The organism is Luteibacter sp. 9135, from assembly GCF_000745005.1.
In the GTDB taxonomy this organism is placed as follows: domain Bacteria; phylum Pseudomonadota; class Gammaproteobacteria; order Xanthomonadales; family Rhodanobacteraceae; genus Luteibacter.
Window position 1 is genome coordinate 1,714,020 of sequence record NZ_JQNB01000001.1, and the last position, 12,242, is coordinate 1,726,261.

Below are 12,242 nucleotides of genomic sequence, written 5' to 3' on the forward strand. Positions count from 1 at the left end.
CCTACAGGGAGTGCCACCTCATGTCCGAGATCGACCCGCCGCTGCGCGAGTATGCCAAGCCACCGCTGACGCGCGGTGTGGACCCGCAGCGCATGAACTGGCTATGGCAACTTATCGTGCAGGCGACGGATCTGGATCCGTCCGACGTGCGCAAGGCGCTCAATGCGATGGGTGTCGGCGCGACCGACAAACGCGTGGCCAGCTGGCAGGTCGGCGATCGCGATGAAGACTATTTCCCGCTGACCATCGCGGAGCTGGAGCGCAACCTTCGCGCCGTGGTCGCATGGAAGAAGGCCAGGAGCGACGCATCCGTCGCCCCGGCCAGCGATCAGGCGTAGCGCTCGGACAGGAACCGGAAGAACGCGCGAAGCCCCTGGGCTTCGCCACCGCGCGGATGCGCCGGTCGGTCGGCGTCGTTCCACGAGTAGGTGTCCAGGTGCATCCAGTTCTGGTTTTCCGGCACGAACCGCTCCAGGTACAGCGCTGCGGTAATCGCGCCTGCGTGCCGCGACGCGCCGGAGTTGGCGAAGTCGGCCACGTGCGATTCCAGCATGCGCCGGTACGGCCGCCACAAGGGCAAGCGCCACAGCGGATCGGCGGACACCTCGGCCGCACCGATCACATGATCGGCCAGTGCATCGCGGTTGGTGAACAGCGCCGGCACCTCGGGCCCCAGCGCGACGCGCGCGGCACCGGTCAGCGTGGCGAAATCCACGATCAGGTCAGGCGTCTGCTCCACCGCGAACGCGAGGGCATCGCACAGCACCAGCCGGCCTTCGGCATCGGTGTTGTCCACTTCGACGGTCAGGCCCGCACGCGTGCGAATGATGTCGCCGGGGCGCATGGCGCTGCCGCTGATCGCGTTTTCCACGGCCGGCACCAGCAAGGTCAGCCGCACGGGCAGCTTGGCCTTCATGACCAGGCTCGCCAGCGCGATTGCGTGCGCGGCGCCGCCCATGTCTTTCTTCATCCAGCGCATGCCATCGGACGGCTTGATGTCCAGGCCGCCGGTGTCGAAGCACACGCCCTTGCCGATAATGACCAGCCGGGGGTTGGTGTTCTTGCCCCAGGTCAGCTCGATCAGGCGCGGTGCGCGATGGCTGGCGCGGCCCACGGCATGGATGGTGGGGAAGTTGGCGGCCAGCAGGTCGTCGCCGATCCACTCGCGCACCTTGGCCTTGTGCGGAGCGGCCAGCGCGTGGACGGCTTCGGCCAGCTGCTCGGGGCCCATGTCCTCGGCTGGCGTATTGACCAGGTCGCGCACCTGATAGGTCGCATCGATGATCGGCTGCAACGCGCGCGACGTGGCCGTATCCACCACCAACTGCGCCGGCGCACGGCCGCGCGCGCGATAGCGCTCGAAGCGATACGCGCCCAGGGCCCAGCCCAGCGCTACCAGGTCGGTGTCGGTCGCCACGCTTTCCTTGGCGATCTCGTAGTTGCCTTCCGGCAGACGGTAGGGCAACGCACCCAGTGCCATCAGCGGTTCGGAGGCGTCCACGCCCACCAGCACGCGCTCGATCGCACCGTTGGCGTCAGGTAGCAGGAGTACCGAGCCGGGGCTGGGACGGAAGCTGGTCGAGGTCATCCACTGTCGGTGCGCCGCGGTGAGCCTCGCTTCCAGCGCAGGCGCGCTGGAGGCATCGATCATCTCGATCGGGATGGAGCGGCGCTTGCCGGGCTTGGTATCGATCAGTGACGACATCAGGGCTCCCGTGCCCCGCGGTGTGACACCGCGTATGGGAAGGTGGTGAACGGTATGACAGCTATTCTAGCTGTCAGTGGCCGTCGACGCTTCTATCCAGTCGGCAAGGGATGTCATGTCAGTGAATTCCAGGTCCGGTGCAGGCCCATGCGACCACACCGCGCCGTCGCGATTGAGCCACACGGTGCGCATGCCGGCCTCGCGCGCGCCCACCACGTCCAGCAGCGGATCGTCACCGACGTGAAGGACCTCGTGCGGCGGCAGGCCCAGCGCCTCGGCCGCGGCCAGGAAGATGCGCGGATCGGGCTTGGCCACCCCCACGCCCGAGGCGCTCAGGCGGGTGTGGAACAGGTGGTGGAGGCCGATGACTTCCAGATCGGCGTTGCCGTTGGAGATCGCCACGAGCGGCACGCGCTCGACGATCCGCTCCAGCGCGGCCAGGGAATCGGGGTAAAGCTCGACGTTGTTGCGGGCGGCGAAATAGATGCGCCAGGTCTCGTCGACCGGGGCGTCATCGATGCCGCAGGCGGCGAACGCGTGGCGAATGGTCAGCCGGCGCTGTTCGCTGAAATCGTGGGAGAGGTGCGTGTTGTCGCGGGCGATCTGCTCGCGAAGCTCGCGCATGGCCTCCAGGGGCCATGCGCGGGCGACATCGGGATGGTGCTGTTGCAGCCACCGGTCCACGCAGTGCTCGGCCTCGATCAGGGCCGGCAGTACCGGCCACAGGGTGTCGTCGAGGTCGAGGGAGACGGCGCGGACGAGCACGACTTAGCGGGCGCCGACCTTCAGCACCTGGCCCGGATGGACATTGTTGTCCTTCAGGCCGTTCATGGCGCGGAGCTTGTCGACCTCGACGTCGTTCTTCTTGGCGATGGAGTACAGCGTGTCACCGGCCGACACCTTGTAGGTGCGCGAGGCGGCGGCCGACTTCTTCTCGGACTTCGCCTCTGCCTTCTCAGCCTTCTCCGCCTTGGCGGCAGCCTTGGCCTTGGGGGCCTCGGCTACCTTGGGCGTTTCGACGCGCGTCGACTTCTCGGTGGCGTCCACCGGGGCCGCCGGCTTGGCGACCGGCTTGCCCTTCACGGTGACGGCATCGGCCGTGACCTTGGCGAACTTGCCACCGACCTTCGCGTTGTCGGACACCGTGACCGCTTCCGAACGAACACCGGAGAAGCCCATGTGCGCCGAGGTGCTGACGCTGGCGGCGACATGCGCGAACTGCGACGGCTCGGCCGTGGTGGCGACGGAGGCCTTGGTCTCCTTCGCGACCTTGGCACCCTTGCCGGCCTTGCCGGTGACCTGCGCCTTGGCGACGGCGGTTTCCTTCGCGGCCTCGGCGGCCGGCGTAGCGGCGGCCACGGTCGGCGTGGTCATCGCCTGGCCCACGTTGGCACGGGTGCCCACGGTGGAAGCGATCTTGGCGCGACGAGCGGCATCGCCGGAGGCCAGCGACGCGCCATCGGCGTAGGGCACCAGGCTATGCGAGCGCAGCAGCGAGCTGCCGGCACCGGAGGTGACGAACGCGATGAAATCCTTGACGTCGGCCTCTTTGGGGCCGGTGCTGTTGGAGACCAGGTAGAGCTCGGTGTACAGCGGGTAGGCGCCGCTGCCGACCGTCGACATGGACGGCGCAACGCCGTCGATGGAGAGGATCTTCACCTTCTTGTTGGACGACGCACCCGCGAGGGTGGTGGCGCCCAGGCCCTGCTTGTCCAGCGTGACGCCTTCTTCCAGCTTGGCCACGTTGACGTACAGGCGCGGCGCGGCCACCGGCTGGTTGCCGCGGCCGAACAGCAGCTTGCGCAGGCTGTATTCCACGCCATCGCCCGGGCTGGCCACCGCATAGAGGTTGATCGGCTGGTCGTTGCCGCCGAGTTCCTTCCAGTTGGTGATCTTGCCCATGTAGATCTCATGCAACTGCATGAGCGTGATGTTGCTCACCGGGTTGGACGGGTAGGTGACCATGACCAGCGCGTCCCACGCCACCGGCGTGAAGGTCAGCGACTGCTCGGCGGCGCCCACGGCGGGACGGGCGGAGCCGGCGATGTCGGCCGAGCCCTTGGCCACGGCATCGATGCCCGAAGCGGTGTTGAAGGGCTGCAGCTCGATCTTGCCCTTGCCGGATTTCTCCCAGGCCTTGGCCACATCGTTGACCACGCCACGGGCGGTGGTGATGTCACCCCGCCAGATCAGTGTGGAGCCGGCGGCGAGAACGGTAGCGGAGGCACTGAGGCCGATCAGCGTGGCGGTGAACAGTCGCGCAAGACGAAGAGACATGGACGGCAAGAACCTCGGGACGGAAGCGGGGTTGGCAATGGGGCGCCATTGTGGGCCAAGGCGGGCGCGCGCGCACCATTGGCGTCGTTCAGCATCGTGCCCACCCCAACCGGAACGTAGCCTGTCGGGATGGGCCCGCCTTCGAAGGGGCTCAGAGCATCGCGTAATAGACGGCCTCGCCGCGCACCACGGTCAGCAGCAACTGCCGTCCAGCCAGGGCAGTGCCGACGGGCAGGCCCTTCACCGAGGCCACCTTGCGCTGGCCGATGCCGATCACGATGTCGCCGTCGCGCAGCCCCGCGCGGTCGGCCGCGGAGCCGCGCCTGATCCCGCTCAGGGCCACGCCGAACAGGCCGGCGGCGCGCTGCTCAGGGCTGAGGTCGCTCAGCACCACGCCCGCCAGTCGCCCGTCCACCTTGCCGCCGTCCAGCGTCGCCAGCCGCGGCGCCTCGATGGTGGCCTGCACATCGCGGGCCGCGCCCTCGCGCTTCACCGACAGCGTGACCTTCGCGCCCAGCGGCAGCAGGCCCTCGGCGTTGCGCACGTCCTGCGAGCTGCGGACGGCCTTGCCGTCCACGGCGGTCAGCACGTCGCCCGTCTGCAAGCCCGCACCCTCGGCGGGGGAGCCGGTGTCGACCCGGGTCACCACCGCGCCCGTGGTGTCCTTCAGGCCCAGCGCCTGGGCGATGCGCGGCGTGATGTCCTGCACCTCCACGCCCAGGTTGCCGCGGCGCACCTTGCCGTAGGCCAGCAGCTGCTTCATCACGCCGGTGGCGAGGTCGGTCGGGATGGCGAAGCCGATGCCGACGTTGCCGCCCGAGGGGGTGAAGATCATCGAGTTGATGCCGACCAGTTCGCCGCGCAGGTTGACCAGCGCGCCGCCGGAGTTGCCGGGGTTGATCGAGGCGTCGGTCTGGATGAAGTTCTGGAAGCCCTTGCCCAGGCCCGAACGACCCAGCGCGGAGACCATGCCCGAGGTGGCTGTCTGGCCCAGCCCGAACGGATCGCCCACGGCCACCACGAAGTCGCCCACGCGCAGTTGCGACGAATCCGCAATGGGCAGCGCCTGCAGTTTGTCCGCGGGAATCTGCAGCAGCGCCACGTCGGTGTCCGGATCGCTGCCGACCAGCTTCGCCTTCAGGTCGCGCCCATCCTGCAGGGTGACCGTGATGTCGTCCGCGCCGCCCACCACATGGTGGTTGGTCAGCACGTAGCCCTTGGCCGCATCCACCACCACGCCCGAGCCCAGGCTCTGCTCAACGCGCTCGCGCGGCGCGCCCTGATTGCCGAACAGCTGGCGAAACAGCGGATCGTCGAAGTAGGGATCGCGCGCCCGCACGCGTGTCTTGGTGGAAATGTTGACCACCGCCGGTGTGACCTTGGAAAGCATCGGTGCCAACGAGGGCAATGGCTCGCCGTTAACGGCGGGTGGCAGGGCGGCGAACGCGGGCGTGGCGAGGGCCATCGCCAGTGCGGCACCGAGGACCAGATTCGGCATCCGCCGGGGGATAGGAAACGGCATGGGTGTACTCCTTGGCTGTGTGCACCAGGCACATCGATCGCCGCCTTCGACCACAGTCGCGTCGCCGGGTTTCAAACGGTGAGATGCCTGTCTTCGACACTTTACATCGACCCACGGCGGGGGTAAGGTTCCCACCGGTCGTAACCACAACATCTTGTGTTCCGCTGTTCGCTATTTACCAAGCACTGGTGTTGCGGATCGTCAGGTACCAGCGACAAACCTTCGTCCGCCAAGGCATTTTTGCCGGCGGGCAGGGCGAGCGAGGATGGTCGGCAGCACTCGGGGGGAGGGCTGTCGATGCGTGGGGCCGACTCAGCCCAACCCACACGGCCTACAGAAGCCGAGACACGAGGACGACACATACATGAGCACTGCACGTGCGCAAGCCATGGGGCTTGAGACCGCGGCCATCCCGCTTCAGCCCGCCTCGTACGACATCTGGGACAAGAAATACCGCCTGAAGGCGAAGTCCGGCGTGCCCGTGGACGAATCCGTCGACGGCACCTACCAGCGCGTCGCCCGCGCCCTGTCCGAGGTGGAAGCCACCGACGAGCTGCGCGCGCACTGGTACGAGCGTTTCCTCTGGGCGCTGCGCCGCGGGGCGATCCCCGCCGGCCGCATCACGTCCAACGCCGGCGCGCTGGCGCACAAGCCGGCCACCTCCACGATCAACTGCACCGTGTCCGGCACCATCCTCGACTCGATGGACGACATCCTGGAGAAGGTGCACGAGGCCGGCCTGACGCTGAAGGCCGGTTGCGGCATCGGCTATGAATTCTCGACGCTGCGCCCTCGCGGTGCCTACGTCTCCGGCGCCGGCGCCCACACGTCGGGCCCGCTGTCGTTCATGGATATCTACGACAAGATGTGCTTCACCGTCTCGTCGGCCGGCGGTCGTCGCGGCGCGCAGATGGGCACCTTCGACATCAGCCATCCGGACGCGAAGGAGTTCATCCGCGCCAAGCGCGAGGACGGACGCCTGCGTCAGTTCAACCTGTCGCTGCTGATCACCGACGGCTTCATGGACGCGGTGGAGAACGACCAGGACTGGCCGACCGTCTTCCCGGTGCACGTGAAGGAAAAGCACGAGATCGACCTGGACGACGCGTCCAAGGTGGTCTGGCGCGAGTGGCCCACCAAGGAGAACTATGTCACCCGCGAGGATGGCCTGGTCGCCTGCAAGATCTACGGCCACATCCGCGCGCGGCACCTGTGGGACATGATCATGGTCTCGACGTACGACTACGCCGAGCCGGGTTTCATCCTGATCGACCGCGTCAACGAGATGAACAACAACTGGTGGTGCGAGCACATCCGCGCTACCAACCCCTGCGGCGAGCAGCCGCTGCCGCCCTACGGCTCGTGCCTGCTGGGCTCGGTCAACCTCACCACCTTCGTGCGCGACCCGTTCGGCCCCAAGGCCCGGTTCGATTGGGAGGAGTACCGCGAGGTGGTCCGCGTGTTCACCCGCATGCTCGACAACGTGGTGGAGATCAACGGCCTGCCGCTGGCGCAACAGCGTGAGGAGATCATCTCCAAGCGTCGCCACGGCATGGGCTTCCTCGGCCTGGGTTCCACGCTGACCATGCTGAAGATGCGCTACGGCACCGCCGACGCGGTGTCGTTCACCGACGAGGTGTCGCGCGAGATGGCCGTGGCCGGCTGGGAAGTGGGCCTGGAACTGGCGAAGGAAAAGGGCCCGGCCCCGATCCTGATGCGCGAGTACGCTGTGACCGCCGAGATGCTGCGCAAGCGTCCGGAGATGGTTGCCGACGGCTGGACCGTGGGCCAGTCGATCAAGGGCAGCGTGCTGCACGCCAAATACTCCCGCTACATGCAGCGCGTGGCCTCCGTGGCCCCGGAGCTGGTGGCCGCCCTGGCCGAGACCGGTGCGCGCTTCACCCACCACTCGTCCATCGCCCCCACCGGCACCATCAGCCTGAGCCTGGCCAACAATGCCTCCAACGGCATCGAGCCCAGCTTTGCGCACCACTACTCGCGCAACGTGATCCGCGAGGGCAAGAAGTCCAAGGAAAAGGTCGAGGTGTTCAGCTACGAGCTGCTCGCCTACCGCGCCCTCATCAACGGCGATGCCCTGCCGTTCTCCGACGACCCGAAGACCCGCCTGCCGGATTACTTCGTGTCGGCCGACGACATCAGTCCCAAGGAGCATGTCGATATCCAGGCGGCCTCGCAGAAGTGGATCGACTCCTCCATTTCCAAGACCGCCAACGTCCCCACGGATTATCCGTACGAGGACTTCAAGGACATCTATTTCTACGCCTATAAGCAGGGTTTGAAGGGGTGCACCACCTTCCGATTCAACCCCGCCGCATTCCAGGGCGTGCTGGTCAAGGAAGCGGACCTCGAGAACACCCTCTATCGCTTCGAATTGGAAGACGGTAGCGTTGTCGAACTGAAGGGTAACGACGAGGTTGAGTACGACGGTGAAATGCACACCGCCGCGAACCTTTTCGATGCCTTGAAGGAAGGCTATTACGGTAAGTTCTGACCCCGCGGAGAGGGAATACGTATGTCGAGTGAAAACCAGATCGTCGAGGGTGAATTGCCCTCGGACGACACCATCGATACCGACAGCACGCCGGCAGCGGAGACGGAAGTCGCCGCTGACGTTGCGCCTGCTGCACCGGCTGTCGCCAAGAAAGTCGTCAAGCGCAAGCCGGTCGCCAAGAAGGTGATCGACGTGACGGCGGCCACCCCGGCCAGCGACACGGCCGAGCACGACCACCACGCGTTCGACGAAGACGATGCGACCGATTCGGTCGATTCGGCGCCCGTCGTGGCCGCGAAGAAGCCGCGCAAGCCGGCGGTGCGCAAGCCGAAGGCTGCCGCTGTCGAAGCCCCGGTCGAGGCGGAAGCCCCGGTGAAGAAGGCGACGCGCAAGGCTCCGGCCAAGAAGGCTGTGGCCAAGAAAGCCGTGGCGAAGAAGGCTGCCGCCAAGAAGACTGCGGTCAAGAAGGCGCCGGCCAAGAAAGCCGCTGCCAAGAAGACCGCCGTGAAGAAGGCGACCGCCAAGAAGGCCGTGAAGAAGGCGGCGGTGAAGAAGGTTGCCGCCAAGAAGGCTGCCGTGAAGAAGGCTCCGGCCAAGAAGACGGCTGCCAAGAAGACGACCGCCCGCAAGGCGACCACCTCGGCCGGTCGCAAGACCGCGGCGAAGACCACGGGTCGTACGGCCAAGTCGTCGGCGTCGAAGAAGACGGGGCGTGTCGCCAAGTCGGCGGCCGCTTCGAAGAAGACCGGTCGCGTGGCCAAGTCGGCTGCGTCGAAGAAGACCACGGGTCGGGTGGCCAAGTCGGCCGCGTCGAAGAAGACCGGTCGCGTGACCAAGTCGGCGGCGTCGAAGACCACTGGTCGTTCGACCAAGACGGCGGCTGCCAAGAAGACGGGCCGTACGGCCAAGTCGGCTGCGGCAAAGAAGACGGGTCGCGTCGCCAAGTCGGCCGTCACCGGCCGCAAGACCGCCACCAAGTCGGCCGGTCGCGTCGCCAAGAAGGTCACCACCGGTCGCAAGACGACCGCGAAGAAGGCCAGCGCTCGCGTCGTCAAGGCTGACGCAGGCGCCCGCAAGGCGTTCAAGAAGGCAGCCGCAAGCGTCGCTCGCAGGAGCGGTGCCCGTCCGGCCACGAAGAAGACGGCTCCCAAGGCCGCCGGCAAGACGACCGCCCGCAAGGCGGTTGGCAAGAAAGCGGCTAGCGCCGTGAAGAGGTCCACTGCCAGCAAGACCGGCCGTACGTCGGCGCGCAAGTCCGCCGTCCGTGGTCGTCGCAAGTAAGTAGTACCCATCCGGCCCGGCATCCATGCCGGGCCGGATAACCTGACAGAGAAGAGATCATGGCGTTCAAGATCGACAAGAAGATCACGGGCTACAACGTCGTCAAGCCCGAGGACAAGGCCACCCCGGCCCCCGCCGCCGCGCCCGTGAAAGAGGCTGCGCCGGTTGCCGAAGTGATCCAGATGCACGAGAGCCTGGAGCGTCCGGAAACCCTGGTCGGCAACACGTACAAGATCAAGTCGCCGCTCTTCGAGCACGCGCTGTACGTGACCGTCAACGACATCGTCCTGAACGCCGGTACCCCGCACGAACAGCGTCGCCCCTTCGAGCTATTCATCAACTCGAAGAACATGGACCACTTCCAGTGGATCGTGGCGCTGACCCGAATCCTGTCCGCCGTCTTCCGCAAGGGTGGCGACGTGACGTTCATCGTCGAAGAGCTCAAGGCTGTCTTCGACCCGCGCGGCGGCTACTTCAAGGCCGGCGGCGTCTACATGCCCAGCATCGTGGCCGAGATCGGCGGCGTGGTGGAGCAGCACATGAAGTCGATCGGCCTGATCCACGACCCGGAAATGAGCGATGCGACCCGCCAGCTGATCGCAGAGAAGCGCGCCGCTTACGAGAAGGCCAACGCGCCCAAGCCCGTCGCCGCCGTCACCCCGGCCGTGGTGGGATCCGGCGATGTCGGGGATAACCAGGATGCGGCTGCGCATACCAATGCCTCGGGCTTCCCGGCTGGCGCGACGCTTTGTGCCAAGTGCAATACGCAGGCGTTGGTGCTGATGGATGGGTGCCAGACTTGTTTGAATTGTGGGTATTCGAAGTGCGGGTGAGGTTCTAGCCCCGGTGTTAGAAAGGCGGCCGCGGCCGCCTTTTTTATTCCCGGACAGCGGACCGACACCGGCCGCACTTAGTGAGCGTGCCGCCTGCGCAACGAATGCGCTGGAGGTTGGGGGAATGTGTTAATCGCAGGAATTGATATCTGCGAGACCTAACTTGCGTTTGCAGGCGGCAGGACCGAAGTCATACAAGCGTTTCTAGGAGCACTGCCATGGCTGACATCATGACGTCTAAGGAGCGAAGTGAGCGGATGTCCAGGATCCGCGGAAAGGATACTAAACCGGAGATGCAGGTTCGTCAGTTCCTCCACGGCCGCGGCTTCCGGTATCGCCTCCACGTAAAGGACATGCCTGGTCGTCCGGACATGGTCCTGCCAAAATATGGTGCCGTCGTTCTAGTGGATGGCTGCTTTTGGCACGGACATGTATGTCAAGGCGGTCGCATTCCGGGTAATAATTCAGTGTTTTGGCAAGCAAAGATTGCCGCCAATCAAGCGCGTGACCTGCGTAACCAAAAAGCCCTGGCAAGCGCTGGCTGGAAGGTCATTCGGGTGTGGGAGTGCCAGCTGTCAACAAAAAAAATGCGCGAAAAGACACTCACTCGACTGGCAGCCAGGCTCGAAGCCTTGCAACCAAGTCAAGGGACGTAACGTAACTGGGAAAAGCTTCCTTGAAGAACAAAATGTTGAGCGTAGTTGACTTATTTGCTGGATGCGGGGGGTTTGGCCTCGGTCTAGAGCAGGCGGGGTTTACTCCGATCTACGTGAATGAGATAAATAACGACGCACGTGGCACGTACATCTCAAACCGAATGGCTAAACACGAGTGGTTCGGGTGGGATCTCGACAAAGAGACCTGGCTGAACGCTTTCAGTTCGTCCGACGCGCGGCGCATCACACGGAAGGACTACCTGAACAAGCTGCAAGATAATTTCCGCGCGGAGTTTGGTATCCATCACGGCGATATCGATCTCGTTGTGGGAGGCCCTCCATGCCAGGGTTTCTCGGGAATCGGCCATAGGCGCTCTTATGCAGTCGAAAAAGAGGCTATGCCCTCGAATCATCTTTATAAGGACATGGCCCGCATCGTTGACGGACTCAGGCCGAAAGCATTCGTGTTCGAGAATGTGCGTGGCTTGCTAACCGGGCGATGGACCGCTGAAGGTGACAGTGGCGAAATTTGGGCAGATGTGAAGAAGGCATTTGCAAGCATTGGCGAGTACGAGCTTGCGGCCGAAGTCGTCTTCGCGAAGAACTATGGCGTGGCGCAAAATAGGCCGCGCGTGATGTTAGTGGGAATCCGCAGGGACATCGCTGGCGACATTACTCGCAAGGACGGTATAGAAGCGATCGACGGGACCGCAATCACTCGCGGCTTTATACCCAAGCCTGTCCCTGGCTCTGCGCCGAGCATCGTCGACCTTCTGGGGGACCTCGTCGACCCGAACCATGAGAACGGAGGGGCGACGAGCGAATATCCTTCAAGGGTGCTTTGCGAAGTCCAGCGTCAATTCCGGACATCTTCCGATGGGCTGAAGGTGGCCAGCAAGGGCGACGCCGTTACGGAGCACGAGTACAGCGAGCATCGCCCAGACGTACGCAAGAAGTTTCACGCAATGATCCACGGCAAGTATTTCGAGGCCACGAGAAAGTTCGGCCAGCGGGTACTTCCTCGGGAATGGGGCGAAAAGGGACCGTCGATAACGGCCACATCAATGCCCGATGACTATGTTCATTTTGAACAACCAAGAACGTTGACCGTGCGGGAATGGGCGCGGCTGCAAGGATTTCCCGACTGGTACCAGTTCAAGGGTAAGCGCACCACCGGCGGAATTCGTCGCGCAGGAAATCCTGTTGAAGGCAATCACGTTCGCGAGCTTCCGAAATACACCCAGATCGGCAATGCAGTTCCGGTGCCGATGGCTCAAGCGATCGGCAAGCACTTAGCCAGAATCATTCGTAACCAGACCGTAGGTTTAAAGGGGCGCAAGTCATAGTCTCTATGATGCGCCGAGGCACCGTCCCGTTCCAAGACAGCGCATCATTATAGATACCTGCTCAGGTCGGCATCGGCATCGTTCAGCGAAGAAACGATGCCGATGCTTGT

10 protein-coding genes are annotated in these 12,242 nt (G+C 64.7%); 6 read left to right on the top strand and 4 right to left on the bottom strand.

Annotated elements, in window-relative coordinates:
- Positions 1 to 20 precede the first annotated feature (20 nt).
- Positions 21 to 338 carry a hypothetical protein gene (locus tag FA89_RS07325; RefSeq protein WP_036139645.1) on the top strand — a complete coding sequence of 106 codons (318 nt, stop codon included), beginning with the start codon at positions 21 to 23 and terminating at the stop codon, positions 336 to 338.
- Here FA89_RS07325 and FA89_RS07330 read toward each other — a convergent pair.
- The 4 genes from FA89_RS07330 to FA89_RS07345 form a co-directional block, all read right to left on the bottom strand.
- Complete coding sequence (locus FA89_RS07330; protein WP_051938602.1) at positions 329 to 1,705, bottom strand: leucyl aminopeptidase family protein; 1,377 nt, start codon at positions 1,703 to 1,705, stop codon at positions 329 to 331. The two genes, FA89_RS07325 and FA89_RS07330, sit on opposite strands and share 10 nt — an antisense overlap.
- Before the next feature lie 66 nt (positions 1,706 to 1,771).
- On the bottom strand, positions 1,772 to 2,470 hold the full coding sequence (locus FA89_RS07335) for an HAD family hydrolase (RefSeq protein WP_036139648.1): 699 nt from the start codon (positions 2,468 to 2,470) through the stop codon (positions 1,772 to 1,774).
- Between the two features lie 3 nt (positions 2,471 to 2,473).
- Complete coding sequence (locus FA89_RS07340; protein WP_036139650.1) at positions 2,474 to 3,982, bottom strand: substrate-binding domain-containing protein; 1,509 nt, start codon at positions 3,980 to 3,982, stop codon at positions 2,474 to 2,476.
- A gap of 151 nt (positions 3,983 to 4,133) precedes the next feature.
- Entirely contained in the window at positions 4,134 to 5,504 is a 1,371-nt protein-coding gene (locus FA89_RS07345) for a Do family serine endopeptidase (RefSeq protein ID WP_036139652.1), read from the bottom strand.
- Between the two features lie 364 nt (positions 5,505 to 5,868).
- On the opposite strand from FA89_RS07345, the gene FA89_RS07350 reads away from it, so the two are divergent.
- From FA89_RS07350 to FA89_RS07365, 5 genes are all read left to right on the top strand, one after another.
- Complete coding sequence (locus tag FA89_RS07350; RefSeq protein WP_036139655.1) at positions 5,869 to 8,016, top strand: adenosylcobalamin-dependent ribonucleoside-diphosphate reductase; 2,148 nt, start codon at positions 5,869 to 5,871, stop codon at positions 8,014 to 8,016.
- A gap of 21 nt (positions 8,017 to 8,037) precedes the next feature.
- Positions 8,038 to 9,297, top strand: coding sequence for a hypothetical protein (locus tag FA89_RS20115; RefSeq protein WP_185754269.1), 1,260 nt, complete (start codon positions 8,038 to 8,040; stop codon positions 9,295 to 9,297).
- A 59-nt stretch (positions 9,298 to 9,356) separates the two neighbouring features.
- Positions 9,357 to 10,130 carry a TSCPD domain-containing protein gene (locus FA89_RS07360; protein WP_036139657.1) on the top strand — a complete coding sequence of 258 codons (774 nt, stop codon included), beginning with the start codon at positions 9,357 to 9,359 and terminating at the stop codon, positions 10,128 to 10,130.
- A 218-nt stretch (positions 10,131 to 10,348) separates the two neighbouring features.
- Positions 10,349 to 10,786, top strand: coding sequence for a very short patch repair endonuclease (locus FA89_RS19580; protein ID WP_081916383.1), 438 nt, complete (start codon positions 10,349 to 10,351; stop codon positions 10,784 to 10,786).
- Between the two features lie 20 nt (positions 10,787 to 10,806).
- On the top strand, positions 10,807 to 12,132 hold the full coding sequence (locus FA89_RS07365; RefSeq protein WP_221174286.1) for a DNA cytosine methyltransferase: 1,326 nt from the start codon (positions 10,807 to 10,809) through the stop codon (positions 12,130 to 12,132).
- Positions 12,133 to 12,242 lie beyond the last annotated feature (110 nt).

Coding starts and splice junctions, on each gene's coding strand:
- FA89_RS07325 (WP_036139645.1), top strand. CDS start 21: ATGTCCGAGATCGACCCGCCGCTGCGCGAGTATGCCAAGCCACCGCTG.
- FA89_RS07330 (WP_051938602.1), bottom strand. CDS start 1,705: ATGTCGTCACTGATCGATACCAAGCCCGGCAAGCGCCGCTCCATCCCG.
- FA89_RS07340 (WP_036139650.1), bottom strand. CDS start 3,982: ATGTCTCTTCGTCTTGCGCGACTGTTCACCGCCACGCTGATCGGCCTC.
- FA89_RS07345 (WP_036139652.1), bottom strand. CDS start 5,504: ATGCCGTTTCCTATCCCCCGGCGGATGCCGAATCTGGTCCTCGGTGCC.
- FA89_RS07360 (WP_036139657.1), top strand. CDS start 9,357: ATGGCGTTCAAGATCGACAAGAAGATCACGGGCTACAACGTCGTCAAG.
- FA89_RS19580 (WP_081916383.1), top strand. CDS start 10,349: ATGGCTGACATCATGACGTCTAAGGAGCGAAGTGAGCGGATGTCCAGG.
- FA89_RS07350 (WP_036139655.1), top strand. CDS start 5,869: ATGAGCACTGCACGTGCGCAAGCCATGGGGCTTGAGACCGCGGCCATC.
- FA89_RS20115 (WP_185754269.1), top strand. CDS start 8,038: ATGTCGAGTGAAAACCAGATCGTCGAGGGTGAATTGCCCTCGGACGAC.